This window comes from Janthinobacterium sp. SUN120, from assembly GCF_030397735.1.
Lineage (GTDB): Bacteria > Pseudomonadota > Gammaproteobacteria > Burkholderiales > Burkholderiaceae_D > Janthinobacterium > Janthinobacterium kumbetense.
Window position 1 is genome coordinate 142,195 of record NZ_JAPUBW010000003.1, and the last position, 17,500, is coordinate 159,694.

Genomic DNA, 17,500 nt, shown 5'->3' on the forward strand with positions numbered 1-17,500 from the left:
TGTTTTGGCCAGTAGTCTGTGCGTTGGCTACATGCATGCCAAACGCAAGGCTGCCGATAAACATCAAACGGATAGACCGCGATAATCCTGTTTCCACCATCATTGCAAAACTCCTCACTTTATGAATATGCGGCACGACATCTCCTTGTATTGGAAACGCTAACCATATATGTATCTATTATTTTATCGATCGTCTCATGGACGGTATCTTTGAAATCTTTGAGTATTCAAAGTTTCAAGATGTTAATGAAACCATCGTAGCTGCTTGCCTGTCAATTTTTATAGCCCGGACACATATGAAAAAACAACACACGGCAGAGCTCGGTTATTTTTTCTTGCCTGGGCGATGTTGCCATATACGGGGTGCGGGCCGCATTTTTGCAGGCTCTGAATGCTGCGGTGCGGGAGGGAAGGCGATGGGGGAAGCGTTGTTTTTTTGTACTAACACGCAGAACGATAGACGTGAGCGCCATCATGGTGCAATATTGGGTTTGTGTATCAAAAGTGTGCAAGCCCGCATCATTCTGGTGCTTAATCGCCGGGTGCTAAAGAATTTTATTTATTTAAATATTTAAAAAGATAATAATTGGTCCGTCATTTCATGAATGCGCGGATTATCTTCGTTTGTTTTTTTGGATTTTTTTCGGCATTCACGCAATAAAAGAAATTCGTATTGCGGCAAGGCCGGTATTGCCGGCGCCGAATGGATGCGCGCTGCAACGGGCCGGAAAATGCAAGCGATGGAATTGGCATGCGGCTGCGTATGCGCTGGCCTGTGCTGGCGTTGGCGGCGACCCGAGACTGCTTCCCGGGTCGCCTGTGGACAAGAGCTTACTACACTTGCAGTTGCGGATATGACGGCAGCACGGGCGCGCTGTGCTGTCATGCGCGCATATTTACATCCCGCCCCACAATGCACTCAGCGTCGCCAATGCCGTCAGGCCCGCCGTTTCCGTGCGCAGGATGCGCGGACCCATGGCCAGGCCGATGGCGCCGGCGGCCAGCGCCGCCTTTTCTTCCGCGTCCGAAAAGCCCCCTTCCGGCCCCACCATCACGGTGATCGCCTGCGGCGGCTGATGACGCGCCCAGTCGGCCAGCGACTGCTCGGCGCGCGGCGTCAAAATGATGCGGTTATGTAAATCTTGCTGGCTGCTCCAGCTATTAAAATCCTGCAATGGCGCCAGCTGCGCCAGGCGGTTGCGCCCGCATTGTTCCGATGCGGACACGATGATCGCTTGCCAATGCGCGAGCTTTTTCTCGGCCCGCTCGCTGGACAAGCGCACGACGCAGCGCTGCGCCGCCAGCGGCACGATGCCGGCCGCGCCCAGTTCGATGGCTTTTTCGATGATCCAGTCCATTTTGGACGCTTCCGGCAGCGCTTGCGCCAGGGTCACGGCGTACGGCAGTTCCGCCTCGCGCGCCGTGTGGGACTTCAGTTCGGCGCTGGCGCGTTTTTTCTCGACGTTGCACAAGACAGCCGTGTACTCGCCGCCCTCGCCGTTGAAGACGGTGATGGCCTCGCCCGGCACAAGCCGCACCACATGGACGTGGTGGGCGACGGCGTCGGGCAGAGCGATGGTGGCGCCTATGGCGAGTGGCTGGGGACAGAAAAAACGCGGCATGCAACATCCTGCGGAGAGAAACAATGGGAGGTGCCGCGCCGCGCGCGGGTAGGGCGCGCGCGGCTGCGACTCGAGGGTGCAATTTTAGTACCGCTGCGCGCGGCCGGGTGAAATTCTTGCCGCCGGCCTGCGCACGGCGCATCCGGGGCGGGAAATTGCGCGGCTATAACAAGCTGATCAAAAACGAAATGTTGTTTTTTGATTTCATAAACCATTGCATTATTGACAGTGAAGCTTTTGGCGTGGTTTGATGACTATACAAGTTGTGTTGAACGACATCAATTGTTTCCAGCAATGTCGTCCGTGATGTGATTCGGTATGGTATGGGGAGACGCCGCACGTTTCAATGCTTGGGCCTATGGCCCTGGGCGCGTTGCGGCCAGCTTAAATTGGTTGGAAAGCATGACACTGTAACTGTAGCGGGAGGGCCTTGCCGTTTTTCGCAAGACCATGAGAGATTTAAGCGATTATAAAAATACAAACTAATCGCTTATCAAGTGATATCAGGGATCAAGAAAAGGAATCAGTTATGATGTTGATGTTTCGCGAAAAAAAGAGTGTGCAGGTGGTGAGATTGGCGTTGGCCGCGTTCGCCGGCGTCGCAACGATGAGCGTGCACGCGCAGGAAGCGATCGATGCGCCGGTGCCTAAGGTGCAGCGCGTCGAAATCACCGGTTCGAGTATCAAACGTATCGAAGCCGAAGGTATTTCCCCGATCACCGTGATGACGCGCGAATCGATCGCCCGCTCGGGCGCGACGTCGGTGCTGGACCTGATGCGCAACTTGACTGCTGCGGGCGGTAACGGCGGTGAGCTGGCGACGTCGAGTTCCTTCCGCAATGGCGCCACCAGCGTCTCGCTGCGCGGTCTGCCGACCCTCATCCTGTTGAACGGCTATCGCCTGCCGGCGTCCGGTTCGGACGATTACAGCGGCCAGACCTCGGTCGATCTGAACGCCATTCCGCTGGCGGCCATCGAGCGCATCGATGTCCTCAAGGACGGCGCCTCGGCCATCTACGGCACCGATGCCGTCGGCGGCGTCATTAACTTCATCCTGCGCAAGGATTACCAGGGCTTGACCCTGGACGCCAGCACAGGTTCGACCACCTATGGCGACGGGCAAAACCATAAGGTGTCCGTGTCCGGCGGTTTCGGTGACCGTGACGCACAGAAATTTAACGTGACTTATTCGGCTTCGTACGAAAAAACCAAGGCCATCCATGGTGTCGACCGCGATTGGGCGAACAGTACCGATTTCACCGGTCACAAGGGCGGCCTGTATCAGGGTAGCACGTACGGCGCCAAGGGCCGCGATCCTGGCACCATTTCGCTGGGCGGTTCGCAGCGCATGGCCGATCCGGAGTGCGACGCGGCCCACCGCAAGCCCTATCCTGACGCGCCGGAATGGGTGGCTGCGCCGAACCGCAACGCCTGCTTGTACTCCACCGCCGAGTCGATAGACCTGGTGCGCCCGTCCACACGCTACGGCGGGGCGGTCACGGCGAACTGGGATTTGACGCCGGATGTGTCGCTGTTCGCCAATCTGTTCTACAACCACTTCGACACCCGCATCCAAGGCTCGCCGGCCTGGATCCAAAACGCCGACCGTTCCAACGTGCTGCGTGTGGCGGCGGACAACCCCTTCAACATCTACGGCGTGCCGGTCAACATCCGCCGCTACTTCCCCGCCGCCGAGGGTGGTACGGGCACCAATGTTGATACCACCTGGCTGGTCGGCGGCGCTACCGGCCGTGCAGCCAACTGGGACTGGACCGTGTCTGTGGGCCACAGCCAAGAGAAGGGCGAAACGCGCGTCTACGGCTCCTTCCTGCACGATAAATTGCAGAGTTACCTGGCGCAGGGCAAGTTTAACCCCTTCGGCGGCAACCACAATTCGGAGCAGGTCATCAACGAACTGACAGCCGACCAGTACACCAAGACCAAGTCCTCGACGGATTTTGCCAAGGTGACTGCTTCCAGCGAATTTGGCCAACTGCCCGGCGGCAAGATCGGTGTGGCCGTCGGTGCCGAGTACAAGCGCGAGAAGCTCAGCTACGATCCGTCGCAGGCTTGGCGCGATGGCGCGATCGGCATCTATTCGACCCTGCGCGGCATCGACGGCTCCGAGTCGCTCGGCGCCGTGTTCGGCGAGTTGGCCCTGCCGCTGCTGAAAAACCTGGAAGCGCAGGCGGCCGTCCGCTATGACCGCTACCAGTTGGCTGGCGGTACCACCAACCCGAAGCTTGGCCTGCGCTGGACCGCCTTGCCGACCTTGATGTTCCGCACCAGCTACAGCACCGGTTTCCGCGCGCCGACGCTGTCGCAGCGCTTTAACGAAGGCCGCGGCGGTTTCGTCGCAACCAAGGATCCGAAGCGTTGCATCGTGGGTGACGCGTATTTTGACACCGCTTGCAGCGGTTCGGCGTTGTCTCTGCTGTCTGGCACGAAGGATTTGAAGCCCGAAAAATCGAAGCAGTTCAACCTGGGCGTGGTTGCCGAGCCGATCAAGAACCTGACGCTGGGTTTAACCTACTGGAATATCAAGTGGAACGATCGGGTCGAGAATCTTGACAACGAAACCGTGTTGGCGGGCGAGGATGGTCAGTACAAGAATGCCGTTACGCGCTACGCCGTGACGGCGGAAGACCAGGAGAAGTATAACGCGCTGAGCGCCGCCCAGCGCGCGACGCTGGGTCCGTTGGTAGGTCGCCTGAAGCAGCTGCAGGTTGGTTTGATCAACCGCAGCAAGGTCACCACCGACGGTTTGGATGTCGAAGCGTCGTACACGCTGCGCACAGCCGAGATGGGGCGTTTCAAGGTGTTCGGCGAGGCGACCTACACACTGTCCTATGACCGCGCGCTGCTGCCTGACGATCCGGCGATCAATTGCGCCAACAACACGGCCTGCGAGGCCGGTGAATACGGCTATCCTAAGCTGCTGGCCAAGCTGGGTGTCAACTGGGATCGCGGTGCTTGGGCGGCGACGACAAGCGCCAACTTCACCTCGCATTACCACGTGGACCGGACACCGTCGGCGACGATCAACCTTTACTACGACGAGTACGCGAACGGCCTGATGATCCCGAGCGCGACCCTGGTTGACGCCTCGCTGTCCTATAGCGGCTTCAAGAACCTGGTGCTGCGCGGTGGCGTCAATAACGTGTTCGATCGTGCGCCAGCGTTCGATCCATCGTCGAACATCGGCTACGACACCGCCTACGGCAATCCGCGTGGCCGTTACATCTATATGTCGGCGTCATACTCCTTCAAATGACGTGAGGGTAGACTGACGGGCGGGGCGGGTCGATTTGCGGCGCGCTCCGCAGCGGCGTAAGTCGCGAAAAACCGGGCCTGGCCCGGTTTTTTTTCGCCCCTGCCGGGCGCAAGGGGCACAACCCGCGGCGGCGGCGTTGCGCGGTTTGATTTTTCCCCTTGTTGGTCTGGTAAAATACACAGCTCTGACTGCGCCCAGCTGCGCAGCAAACGAATTTAAACTCGCGACTGACCCATACCATCATGACAACTACGCTCCCGACTACCAAAATGGCCAATGCGATCCGCGCACTGGCAATGGACGCTGTACAAAAGGCCAATTCCGGCCATCCAGGCATGCCGATGGGCATGGCCGAGATCGCAGTTGCCCTGTGGAGCGGTCACTATCGCCACAATCCAGCGAATCCAAAATGGCAGAACCGCGACCGTTTCCTGTTGTCGAACGGCCACGGCTCGATGCTGCACTACGCGCTGCTGCACCTGACCGGTTACGAACTGTCGATGGATGACATCAAGGCGTTCCGCCAGATGCATTCGAAAACCCCGGGCCACCCGGAAGTCGATGTCACGCCAGGCGTGGAAACGACCACCGGCCCGCTGGGCCAGGGCATCGCCAACGCCGTCGGCATGGCCCTGTCGGAGCAATTGCTGGCCGCTGAATTCAACAAGCCTGGCTACGATATCGTCAACCACTACACCTACGCGTTTGTGGGCGATGGTTGCCTGATGGAAGGTATTTCGCACGAAGTGTGCGCGCTGGCCGGCACCCTGGGCTTGAACAAACTGATCGCCCTGTACGATGACAACGGCATTTCCATCGACGGCAAAGTCGAAGGCTGGTTCACGGACGACACCCCGGCCCGCTTCGAAGCGTACGGCTGGAACGTCATCCGCGCCGTCGACGGCCACGATGTTGCCGCCGTGGCTGCCGCCATCGCCGCCGCCAAGAAGGCCAGCAAGCCAACCTTGATCTGCTGCAAGACCATCATCGGCAAGGGTTCGCCGAACCTGCAAGGCGGCGACAAGGTCCACGGCGCCGCGCTGGGCGACAAGGAAATCGCCGCCGTGCGCGAATACATCGGCTGGGATGCCGCCCCGTTCGAGATGCCGGCCGACGTGTACGCAGCCTGGGATGCCAAAAAGCAAGGCGCCCTGCTGGAAGCGGACTGGAACGAGCGTTTCGTCGCTTATGGCCGCGAATTCCCGCAGCAAGCCGCTGAACTGAGCCGCCGCATGCAGGGCGACTTGCCAGCCGCGTTTGAAACGGCGCTGTCGGCCGCCATCGCTTCCTGCGTCGAGAAGAAAGAAAACATCGCCACCCGCAAGGCCAGCCAGAACGCCATCCAGGCACTGGCATCGTCCCTGCCGGAATTCCTGGGCGGCTCGGCCGACCTGACCGGTTCGAACCTGACCAACTGGAAAGAGTGCGTGGCCGTGCGTTCGGGCCAGCCTGGCAACCACATCAACTACGGCGTGCGCGAATTCGGCATGAGCGCCATCATGAACGGCATCACCTTGCACGGCGGCTACATCCCGTTCGGCGCCACGTTCCTGACGTTCTCCGACTACAGCCGCAATGCGCTGCGCATGGCTGCCCTGATGAAACTGCGTTCGATCTTCGTGTTCACCCACGATTCGATCGGCCTGGGCGAAGACGGCCCGACGCACCAATCGGTCGAGCACGTCTCGTCGATGCGTTTGATCCCGAACCTGGACAACTGGCGTCCGTGCGACACCGTCGAGTCGGCTGCTGCCTGGGGCGCCGCCGTGCGCCGCAAGGACGGTCCGTCGACCCTGATCTTCTCGCGCCAGAACCTGCCATACCAGGAGCGTAGCGCCGAGCAGATCGAGAACATCTACCGCGGCGGCTATGTGCTGAACGACGTGGCCGACGCCAAGGCGATCCTGATCGCCACCGGTTCCGAAGTGGAACTGGCCGTCGCCGCCGCCAGCGCGCTGGCTGCCGAAGGCATCGCCGTGCGCGTGGTGTCGATGCCGTCGACCGACGTGTATGACCGCCAGGACGCCGCCTACAAGGCCAGCGTGCTGACGAAGGGCGTGCCGCGCGTGGCCATCGAAGCGGGCGTGACCAGCTTCTGGTACAAATACGTGGGCCTGGAAGGCGCCGTGGTCGGTATCGACACGTTTGGCGAATCGGCTCCGGCCGGCGTGCTGTTCAAGCACTTCGGCTTCACGGTCGAGAATGTCGTAGCCAAGGTTAAAGCCGTTATCGCTGGCTAATATTGATTTTGAGCAGACCCTGGCCATGTGCTGGCCGGGGTGCTGTGCTGATACCTTTTTTTTTAATCAGGAGCAGAGTATGACGATCAAAGTTGCAATCAACGGCTACGGCCGCATCGGCCGTAATGTATTGCGCGCTTTCTACGAAGGCGGCAAGAAACAGGATATCCAGATCGTTGCCATCAACGACCTGGGCGATGCCAAATCGAACGCCCACCTGACCCGCTACGATACCGCGCACGGCAAGTTCCCTGGCACGGTCACCGTCGAAGGCGACAACATGATCGTCAATGGCGATCCGATCCGCGTATTCGCACAGCGCAACCCGGCTGAAATCCCATGGGGCGAGCTGGGCGTGGACGTCGTGCTGGAATGCACGGGCTTCTTCACCACCAAAGAGAAAGCTTCGGCTCACTTGAAGGGCGGCGCGAAAAAAGTCATCATCTCGGCACCAGGCGGCAAGGACGTCGATGCTACCGTCGTGTTCGGCGTGAACCACTCCGTGCTGAAATCGACGGACACCGTCATCTCGAACGCTTCGTGCACCACCAACTGCCTGGCACCGCTGGTCAAGCCGCTGAACGACGCCATCGGCATCGAAACGGGCCTGATGACCACCGTGCACGCCTACACCAACGACCAGGTGCTGTCCGACGTGATGCATGAAGACCTGCGTCGCGCCCGTTCGGCCACCATGAGCATGATCCCGACCAAGACGGGCGCTGCTGCCGCCGTGGGCCTGGTGCTGCCTGAGCTGAATGGCAAGCTGGACGGTTTCGCCATCCGCGTGCCGACCATCAACGTGTCGCTGGTCGACCTGTCCTTCATCGCCAAGCGCGACACCACCGTGGAAGAAGTCAACGCCCTGATGAAGGCCGCTTCGGAAGGCGCCCTGGAAGGCATCCTGACGTACCAGACCGAACCGCTGGTGTCGATCGACTTCAACCACAACCCGGCGTCGTCGAACTTCGATTCGACCCTGACCAAAGTGTCGGGCCGCCTGGTAAAAGTATCGTCGTGGTACGACAACGAGTGGGGTTTCTCGAACCGCATGCTCGACACCACCGTTGCACTGATGTCGGCCAAGTAATCTTTTGACCGCATAAGCAAAAACGCCCTTCGGGGCGTTTTTTTTCGTCTGTTGCCCGCTTATTCCTTCGGTTCGCACTGATTGCGCCACTGTTCGCACGATGCCTCGACACCCTGATAGCACATATTGAGGATGTAGTCGCAGTTTTCCGACGGAATCCATGCGCGCACGGCGGCCGTGCTGGAGAACGAAGCGGCGGCGCCGGCGGCGATGGCAAAGACAAACAGGGCTTTTTTAATGGAAATCATTTTTCTCGCTTTCATCATTGGACAACGGTAGGGTGTCGAATCAAAAGACCATCCAGCCAGGCTTGATCAGCCCGCCGGATGCGGGAAAATATTAGCATTAAAACCAGTTAATAATTGCCATAAAGAAAAATATTTCTACTGACGCAAGGCGCGCAGGCGGCGCCGGTAGAAGCGCCACAGCAGGCGCAAGTCGCGTAGTACGGGCACGCCGGACAGCAGGGTCAGCACGCCGGCGAGGATGATGGTGGCGGCAGGAAAGCCGATGTGCTTGAAGGCCAGTGCGCCGCTGACCCCGCCGATGAAGAAGCCGGCGATCAGCAGGCTGTGCGTCCTGAGCTTGCCCCGGTTCACCTTGACCACGCGGTCCGGCAAGGCGCGCCGGTTGTAATACGCCATCTTGCCCAGTTCGATGCCGATATCGGTCGACAGGCCCGTCACGTGCGTGGTGCGGATGACGGCGCCCGAAATCTTGGTGATGATGGCGTTTTGCAAACCCATGACAAAGCACAGCAGCAAGATGGTGACGGGGCCCAGCACGTCGGGCATGGTGGCCAGGTAATTGCCCGTCAAGCCGAACAGCAGCAATAATGCCGCTTCCAGCAGCAGGCTGGCGGCAAACTGGCTGTGCAGGCGCCGCCGCTTGCCCCAGTTCACCATGATGGCCGTCACGGCCGCGCCGCTGACAAAGGCCAGCCACGCGCCCAGCGCCGCCAGGGCCAGCGTGATATTGCCCAGTGCCAAGTCATCCGCCATGCCCGAGACGATGCCCGTCATGTGCGAGGTATAGCCGCCGATGGCGAGAAAACCGCCCGCATTCACGGCGCCGGCCACCAGCGCCAGCACGCAGCCCAGCTGCAGATTGGCTTGCGTATCGCGCGCCGATCCGCTCAGGCGGGACAGGTAATGAAGCGGCATGCCTGGGCCGGCCTCAGGCGGTGGCGCCGAAGATGGCTTGCCACAGGCGCATGACGTTGTCCGCATGCACGCGCACTCGTTCCGGTTCCACGCGGGCCAGGTCTTGTCCCTGCAGGCGCAGCTGGTGCTGCAGCTTGCGCAGCGCGCGGTAGGCGTCGGCCACCAGGGCGGCCAACTGGGCGTCGATCAGCCCCAGTTCGCCGCACAGGCGCAGCAGGGCGATATTGCCCGAGTTGGCCGTCAGCTGCGGGTACTGCGCCGCATGCTGGAGCACCAGGTATTGCACCATGAACTCGATGTCGATCATGCCGCCCGGATCTTGTTTCAAATCAAAGTTGCCGGGGCGGGGCGGGTGGGCGTCCAGCATCTTCTTGCGCATGGCCACCACTTCGCCCTTGAGCGGGCCGTTTTCCGGCCTTTCCTTGCGCAAGATCGTGTCGCGGATGCGCTCGAAGTGCTTGCCGATGCCGACATCGCCGGCGCAGAAGCGCGCGCGCGTCAGCGCCTGGTGTTCCCACACCCAGGCCGCGCTGCCCTGGTAGCGTTCGAACGCTTGCACGCTGGAAACCAGCATGCCCGAGGCGCCGTCGGGACGCAGGGCGATGTCGATATCGAACAAAATGCCGGCCGAGGTGTGCGAGGTCATCCAGGTAATGAAGCGCTGCGCCAGCTTGGCGTACAGGCCGGGCGCTTCCTGGTCGTCGTCGTCGAACAGGAAGATGACGTCGAGGTCCGAGACATAGCCCAGCTCCTTGCCGCCCAGCTTGCCGTACGCGATGACGGCGAATTTCGGCACCTCGCGGTGGCGCGTAGGCAAGGTTTGCCAGACGGCTTGCACGGTGGCGGCGACGATGATGTCGGCCAGCTGGGACAGGTAATCGGCCAGCTTTTCCACGCTCAGGTCGCCCGCCAGGTCTTGCGCCAGGCACTGGAACAGCTGCGCGTGGTGTGTTTCGCGCAGGATATCCATCTGCCGCTCCGTGTCGCCGGGCGCGTCGTCGAGCTGGCGTTGCAAGTCCAGCGCCAGCGCGGCCGGGTCAGGCACCGTATTGCGGATGCGCTCGTCCAGCAGCTCGTCGAGCAGTATCGGATGCTGCGTGAGGAAGGTGGCGGCCCAGCCGCTGGCACACACCATGCGCACGACGCGCTCGAGCGTATGCGGGTATTCCGTCAGCAGCGACAGATAGGCCGAACGGCGCGCGATGGCCTCCAGGAAATCGAGCAGGCGGCCCAGGGTGGCCAGCTGGCTGGCGTTGCCGTTGGACACGGAGCAATCGGTGATCAGGGGCAGGGCGGAATTGACGAGGGCCACCAAACGCGTGCGGCTCGCCTCTGGCAAGGATTGCAGCCGCGGCGCCTGCCACGTGGCCAGCAGGCGGCGCGCGCAGGCGGCCGGTTCATGGAAACCCAGGGCGGCGAAGCGCGCTTCGATGGCTTCCTGCTGGTCCGAGGCGGCGCAGTCGTTCGACGTTTGCGGGTCGATGCCCGTGTCGACCGGCGGCGCGCCGCTGCTCTTGTCGCTGAACATTTCGTCAAATTGACCGGCGACAAACACGCGGTGCGCTTCCAGCTGGACCAGCAGGGTGGGCGTGTCGGGTAAACCCATCATCTGCGCCACGGTGAGGCGGTCGGCCTCGTTCGCGGGCAGGGTATGGGTTTGCGCATCGTCAAGATACTGCAGCCGGTGTTCGAGGTTGCGCAGGAAAGTGTAGGAACCCAGCAATTGTTCCACGATGGCCGGTTCCAATAGTCCCTTGTCCGCCACCGTGCGCAGGGTGGCGCGCGTGGAACGTTCGCGCAGCTCGGCGTCGCGTCCGCCCCGTATCAATTGAAACACTTGTGCGAGGAACTCGATTTCGCGGATGCCGCCACGGCCCAGCTTGACGTTGTTGCTGCGGTCCGGGTGCAGCCGCTCCTGGCGGTTGACTTCGGCGCGGATCTGGCCGTGCATGGTGCGGATGGCATCGATGACGCCGAAATCGAGGTAGCGACGGAAGACGAAGGGGCGCACGATGGCGTCGAGCGCGGCGATGTCCTCCGGCTTGCCCGTCACGGCGCGCGCCTTGACCCAGGCGTAGCGCTCCCATTCGCGCCCTTGCACGATCAGGTACTGTTCCACCATGCCCAGGCTGGCGGCCAGCGGGCCGGAATTGCCGTTCGGACGCAGGGCCATATCCACACGGAAAGTAAAACCGTCTTGCGTGATCTCGGCCAGGGCGGCGATCAGTTTCTTGCCCATGCGAATGAAAAACTCGTGGTTGGACAGGCTGCGCTGGCCCGGCAAGGTCGCTTGCGTATCGCCATCTTCCGGGTAGACAAAGATCAGGTCGATATCCGACGACACATTGAGTTCGCCGCCGCCCTGCTTGCCCATCGCCAGCACCATCAAAGCTTGTTCCTCGCCCGATTCCTCGCCGACGGGCATGCCGTGCAGGGCCACCATCTCGGCCGTGATGGCGTCCACATGCGTGCGGATGGCAAAATCGGCAAAACCCGTCATGGCGGTCACGACTTCGTTCAAGTCGGCCTGGCCGCCAAGATCGCGCGCGATCAGGCCGCAGACGAGCAGGTTGCGCAGGCGGCGCATGGCCCGTTCGGGCGGCAGCGGAGGCGTGGCGGCGTTCGCCTGGGCGGCCAGCTCGGCGGCAAAGTCGAGCCCGTCCAGCGGCGCGCGCACCAGTTGCGCCACCTGCGCGGCGCGCTCGGGGGCGGCGTCCAGCCAGCGCTGGTAGAAACGGGAGGCGGAAATCAAAGGCTGTGTGCTCATGGTATCGGTAAGGGTCTCGTGGATGCTGCGTGCATGTTCTTGTTTAACTTGGCTGCGAACGGCGGGGGATGCGGTAAAATTGTGCCGCTGGCCGAATACCGCCGGTAGTGCGTGCTCTTCCGGACGATGGTAAGGGAGGCTTTGCTCAGACGCAAGCGCAAGGATGCAGGCGCGCACCACGAATGCAGACGATTTTTGCCATTATTTGACGCCGGGCCAGTTTATTAGCTTATTGATGCAAAAACCGCCAGAAGCAAGCGTGACAGAACATGTGCCATTGGCCCTGCGCTGGCAGAGGCTGCGTGCCGCCTATCGCATGGCCAACCTGGCCACCCACCATGTATTGGGTTTTACCATCAAACTGGTGCTGCTGGCGTATTTCGCCTTCGCCGTGCTGTTTTTATTCCTGCGCTACGCCATCTTGCCGAATATCGATTATTACAAAGGCGATATCGAGCGGGCGGCCAGCCGCGCGCTGGGCAACCCTGTCAGCATCGCGCGCATTTATGCTTCCTGGCATGGCGTGCGGCCGAACCTCTTCCTCGGCGACGTGACCCTGCGCGACCAGGCGGGGCGCCAGGCGCTGAGCCTGCCGAGCATTTCGGCGACTGTGTCGTGGTGGAGCGTGCTCGGTTCCGTGCGCTTCACTACTCTGGAAATCACGCGGCCCGACCTGGACGTGCGGCGCAGCATGGATGGCAAGCTGTATGTGGCCGGCGTGCTCGTCGACAGCAGCCAGGGCAGCGACGGCAAGGGCGCCGACTGGTTGCTGTCGCAGCATGACATCATCATTCGCGACGGCAAGGTGCGCTGGACGGACGAAGCGCGCGGCACGCCGGAGCTGGCTTTAACCCAGGTCAACTTGCTGCTGCGCAACCGCTGGCGCAGCCACCGGCTGGGCTTGCAGGCCACGCCGCCCGCCAGCCTGGCCGCGCCCATCGATGTGCGTGCTCACTTCACGCATCCGCCTTTCAGCACGCGCATCTCGGATGTATCGATGTGGAAGGGCGAGCTGTATGCGGACCTGAAAAACGCCGACTTGACCGCCTGGCGCCGCTACCTCGATTACCCGTTCGAGCTGAGCCAGGGCAAGGGCGCCTTGCGCGCCTGGTTGAGCCTGGATCACGCGCGCCTGGCCGGCTTCACGGCCGACGTGGGCTTGACGGATGTGCAGGCGCAGCTGGGCGAGCATATCGCCCCGCTCGACTTGCTGTCGGTCAGCGGGCGCATTTCGGCAAAAGAAGAGCTGTCGGCGCAGGTGCCGGACGGCAAGCCCACCTTTGGCGCGAATGGCCATCAGGTGGAGTTGACGAATTTCGCGGTGGAAACACGCGACGGCCTCAGCCTGCCGCCCACGACCCTGTCCGAACGTTTCATTGCCGCCACGAAGCGAAAGCCGGCGCGCACGGAAATCACGGCCAAGTCGCTCGATTTGCAAACCCTGGCCGCGCTGGCCGACAAGCTGCCGCTGGGCGAACAGCAGCGCCAGCGCCTCGACGCCCTGGCGCCGCGCGGGCGTTTGCAGGATTTCTCGGCGCAATGGGAAGGCGAGATGGCGACACCGGCCAGCTACCGTTTGCGCGGCAAGCTCATCGACCTGGGCCTGAATGCGCAGCCGGCGCGCCTGGCCGTGGCGAAGACGGCGAGCAGCCCCGCGCAGGCGGCCGCACCGGCCATTCCCGGCTTCGACAAACTCAGCGGCACCATCGACGCCAACGACAAGGGCGGCAGCATCGCTATCGATGCGCAGGATCTGGTGCTGCAGTTTCCATCGTACCTGAGCGAACCGGCCATGCCGTTCGAACAATTCGCCATGCAGGCGCGCTGGACGTTTGAAGCGGAGAATATGCTGCAAGTCGAGCTGGACAAGCTCGACTTCAATCAGCAAGGTTTGCGCGTCGCCTTGCAAGGCACGCACCGCATGCCGCTCGACGGCAAGAACCTGGGCGAGGTCGACTTGACGGGCACGATAGACAATTTCCAGATCAACACCATCGGCCGCTACCTGCCGCTGCAAACGCCCGAGCACCTGCGCCACTGGCTGACGGGGGCGCTGGAAGGCGGCGTGGCGCGCGATGTCAGCCTGCGCCTGCGCGGCGAACTCGAGCATTTCCCCTTCAAGGCCGACACGCCGGCCCAGCGCAATCGGGGCGATTTCCGCGTGGCTGGCAAGCTCGAAAATGGCACCCTGAACTACGCGCCCGGCGAATTTGCGGAAAGCGGCCCGCTGGCCGGCAAGGCGCCGTTGTGGCCGCAGGCGGAGAAGATCAAGGGCAGTTTCGTGTTTGAACGGGCGCGCATGGAAATCCGCGGCGACACGGCCACCACGGGCGGCGTGGCCTTGACGAATGTCAAAGCCGTGATCCCCGACCTGACCGTGTTCGACACCTTGCTCGACATTGAAGGCAATGCGGCCGGCCCCATGCAGGAATTCCTCAAGTACGTGACGGCCAGCCCCGTGCTGGGCTGGATCGAGCATTTCACGGATGAAACGACGGCGACGGGCAACGCCAGGCTGGCCCTCAAATTGCACTTGCCGATCGAGCGCATGCTCGAATCGACCGTGCAGGGCAGCTTGCAGCTGGCGGGCAACGACGTGGTGCTGTTCCACGATATGCCGCCCGTACTGGGTACGCAGGGCAAGATCGAATTCAACGAAAAGGGCGTCAACCTGAACGGCTTGAACGGCAGCCTGCTTGGCGGGCCGCTGGCCATCTCGGGCGGCACGCAGGCGGACAGTTCCATCCAGGTCAAGATTGCCGGCAACATGACCATCGACGGCTTGCGCAAGACGTATCCGGCGCCCGTGCTGCAGCGCCTGGCGAAACATTTGAACGGCGGCGCGCGCTACAGCGGCTTGATCACGGCGCGCGATCACCAGGTGGTGGTCAATGTCGAATCGCCGTTGACGGGCCTGGGTCTGGATTTCCCCGCCCCCCTGAAGAAGCCGGCCGGCGACAGCCTGCCCGTGAAATTCACCTTGACGGGCAATGCGGCCAACGGCGCGGGCCTGCGCACGGACGATATCCGCATCGCGCTGGGATCCGGCATTGCCGCGCGTTACCAGCGCCAGAAGCAGGGCAAGGACGCCTGGCGCCTGGTGCGCGGCGGCATCGGCGTGAACGTGCCGGCGCCGGAACCGGACAGCGGCATGATGTTCAACGTCAACATGAAAACCCTGGACGTGGACAGCTGGATCGCCGCCGGCAGCGAGATCGCCGGCAGCGGCTCGGCATCCGCCGACAGCGGCGCCGCCGACGATGTCCCCGATATCGCGCAATACGTGGTGCCGGACATGATGGCGGCCCGTGCCAGCGAACTGATGCTGGGCGAGCGCAAGCTGGAAAACGTGGTCGTGGGCGCCACGCACCAGAAGGATGTGTGGCAAGCCAATATTGATGCAAAACAAGTGTCCGGCTATGTGACCTGGCTGGAAACGCCGTCCGGCCTGGGCAAGATGACGGCGCGCCTGTCGTCGCTGATCATTCCGGAGTCGGCCGCCAACGACGTGAAGAATTTGCTGGAGGGAAAGAACGGCGCCCAGTCGATTCCTTCGCTCGATATCGTCGCCGAGCAATTTGAACTGTTCAACAAGAAGATCGGCCGGCTGGAGTTGCAGGCCTATAACACCATGGCGGCGGGCGGGCGCGAGTGGCGCGTGGGCAAGCTGCAACTGTCGAATCCCGATGGCGCCCTGAGCGGCAATGGCAAATGGGTCATCAAGGATGGGCAAAGCACGACCAGCCTGCGTTTCGGCCTCGATATCGTCGATGCGGGCAAGTTGCTCGACCGCTTCGGCTTTGCCGACACGGTGCGCCGCGGCAAGGGGCGCCTGAGCGGCGACATCGCCTGGAACGGCTTGCCGTATTCGCTCGACATCCCCACCTTGTCGGGGCAGATCGAGATGAACGTGGAATCGGGCCAGTTCCTCAAGCAGGATCCGGGCGCGGCCAAGCTGTTGGGCGTGCTCAGCCTGCAAGCCTTGCCCCGCTTGCTGAAACTCGATTTCCACGACGTGTTTTCCGAAGGCTTGGCTTTCGACGGCATCACGGCCAACGCCAGCATCAAGCGCGGCGTGGTGAGCACCGATAACCTCAAGATGCATGGCGTGGCGGCGACCGTGCTGATGGATGGCACGGCCGATATCGCCAATGAAACGACGAATTTGCACGTGGTGGTGATCCCGGAATTCAACCTGGGTACCGGGCCGCTCGTGTACGCGCTGGCCGTCAACCCCGTCATCGGCCTGGGCAGTTTTCTGGCGCAATTGTTCCTGCGCGCGCCCGTGATGAAGGCGCTCACTTACCATATGCAGATCGCCGGGCCGTGGAAAGCGCCCGTCGTGACCAAGCTCGATGGTGGTAAATTGGACCCTGTCGCCGTGCCTGCCGCCGCAGCGGCGGAGGCGGTGGCGAAATAGGCGCGGCGTTCGAATGGAGAAGAGGTGGCAATGATGCATACAGTCGCAGCAGTACAAATGATTTCCTCGCCTTCCGTGGAAGACAACCTGGTCACGGCGCGCCGCCTGGTGGCGCAGGCCGCCGCCGGTGGCGCGCAGCTGGTGGTGTTGCCCGAGTACTGGGCCATCATGGGCAAGCAGGAAACGGACAAGCTGGCCCACGCGGAACAGCCCGGCAGCGGCCCCATCCAGGATGGCATGGCGCAGATGGCGCGCCAGCACGGCATCTGGCTGATCGGCGGCACCTTGCCCCTGATTTCCGGCGAGGAGGGCAAGGTCCTCAACACCACGCTGGTGTATGACCCGCAAGGCGAACCGGCTGGCCGCTACGACAAGATCCACCTGTTCGGCTTTACGCGCGGCGCCGAGTCGTACAACGAATCGCGCACCATCGTGCCGGGCGCGCAGGTGCGCTCGATCGAGACCCCGTTTGGCCGGGTCGGCCTGTCCATCTGCTATGACTTGCGCTTTCCCGAACTCTACCGCGCCATGGGCGATTGCGCGCTGATCGTCGTGCCGGCCGCGTTTACCCATACGACGGGCAGCGCCCACTGGGAAGTGCTGCTGCGCGCGCGCGCCATCGAAAACCAGTGCTATGTGCTGGCCTCGGCGCAGGGCGGCTTGCATCCGAATGGCCGCCGCACGTGGGGCCACAGCATGCTGATCGACCCGTGGGGCGAAGTGAAAGCCGTGTTGCCCGAAGGCGAGGGCGTGGTGAGCGGCGAGATCGACCTGGTGTTTTTGGCCGGCGTGCGCGAATCCTTGCCAGCCCTGGCGCACCGCACTATGTGAGGGTACCTGACATAAGCTACTGCGCGTCGCGCTTTGCGGCCTGCGATGCTCACCGTGCTCAAGCACGGCTGCGCTTCTCGGCCACAAATCACT

10 protein-coding genes are annotated in these 17,500 nt (G+C 62.1%); 6 read left to right on the forward strand and 4 right to left on the reverse strand.

Annotated elements, in window-relative coordinates; all coding sequences use genetic code 11:
• Positions 1 to 197: 197 nt before the first annotated feature.
• Complete coding sequence (locus O0879_RS18580; protein WP_289918067.1) at positions 198 to 575, forward strand: hypothetical protein; 378 nt, start codon at positions 198 to 200, stop codon at positions 573 to 575.
• A 321-nt stretch (positions 576 to 896) separates the two neighbouring features.
• Here the strand turns inward: O0879_RS18580 and O0879_RS18585 are convergent, their stop codons facing one another.
• Positions 897 to 1,622 carry a 16S rRNA (uracil(1498)-N(3))-methyltransferase gene (locus O0879_RS18585; protein WP_289918069.1) on the reverse strand — a complete coding sequence of 242 codons (726 nt, stop codon included), beginning with the start codon at positions 1,620 to 1,622 and terminating at the stop codon, positions 897 to 899.
• A 529-nt stretch (positions 1,623 to 2,151) separates the two neighbouring features.
• Between O0879_RS18585 and O0879_RS18590 the strand changes: the two genes are divergently transcribed.
• From O0879_RS18590 to gap, 3 genes are all read left to right on the forward strand, one after another.
• Positions 2,152 to 4,896 carry a TonB-dependent receptor gene (locus O0879_RS18590; RefSeq protein ID WP_289913313.1) on the forward strand — a complete coding sequence of 915 codons (2,745 nt, stop codon included), beginning with the start codon at positions 2,152 to 2,154 and terminating at the stop codon, positions 4,894 to 4,896.
• Positions 4,897 to 5,138: 242 nt separating this feature from the next.
• Positions 5,139 to 7,136 (forward strand): transketolase, encoded by a 1,998-nt coding sequence (gene tkt, locus O0879_RS18595; protein WP_289918071.1) that lies wholly within the window; start codon positions 5,139 to 5,141, stop codon positions 7,134 to 7,136.
• A 79-nt stretch (positions 7,137 to 7,215) separates the two neighbouring features.
• The gene (gap, locus tag O0879_RS18600; protein ID WP_010395244.1) at positions 7,216 to 8,226 is read left to right on the forward strand and encodes a type I glyceraldehyde-3-phosphate dehydrogenase; all 1,011 of its coding nucleotides are present in this window, start codon (positions 7,216 to 7,218) and stop codon (positions 8,224 to 8,226) included.
• A 59-nt stretch (positions 8,227 to 8,285) separates the two neighbouring features.
• On the opposite strand, the gene O0879_RS18605 is transcribed toward gap, so the two are convergent.
• From O0879_RS18605 to glnE, 3 genes are all read right to left on the reverse strand, one after another.
• Positions 8,286 to 8,474, reverse strand: a complete 189-nt coding sequence (locus O0879_RS18605; protein WP_152281604.1) for a hypothetical protein — start codon at positions 8,472 to 8,474, stop codon at positions 8,286 to 8,288.
• A 135-nt stretch (positions 8,475 to 8,609) separates the two neighbouring features.
• Positions 8,610 to 9,389: a YoaK family protein gene (locus O0879_RS18610; protein WP_289918077.1), complete on the reverse strand. Its 780-nt coding sequence runs from the start codon at positions 9,387 to 9,389 to the stop codon at positions 8,610 to 8,612.
• 13 nt (positions 9,390 to 9,402) lie between these two features.
• Positions 9,403 to 12,336, reverse strand: a complete 2,934-nt coding sequence (gene glnE / locus O0879_RS18615) for a bifunctional [glutamate--ammonia ligase]-adenylyl-L-tyrosine phosphorylase/[glutamate--ammonia-ligase] adenylyltransferase (RefSeq protein ID WP_354670193.1) — start codon at positions 12,334 to 12,336, stop codon at positions 9,403 to 9,405.
• Between the two features lie 79 nt (positions 12,337 to 12,415).
• On the opposite strand from glnE, the gene O0879_RS18620 reads away from it, so the two are divergent.
• Positions 12,416 to 16,576, forward strand: a complete 4,161-nt coding sequence (locus tag O0879_RS18620) for a YhdP family protein (protein WP_354670194.1) — start codon at positions 12,416 to 12,418, stop codon at positions 16,574 to 16,576.
• A 30-nt stretch (positions 16,577 to 16,606) separates the two neighbouring features.
• A complete protein-coding gene (locus O0879_RS18625; protein ID WP_289918083.1) occupies positions 16,607 to 17,407 on the forward strand; it encodes a carbon-nitrogen hydrolase family protein in 801 nt (266 codons plus the stop codon).
• The last annotated feature ends 93 nt before the right edge of the window (positions 17,408 to 17,500 follow it).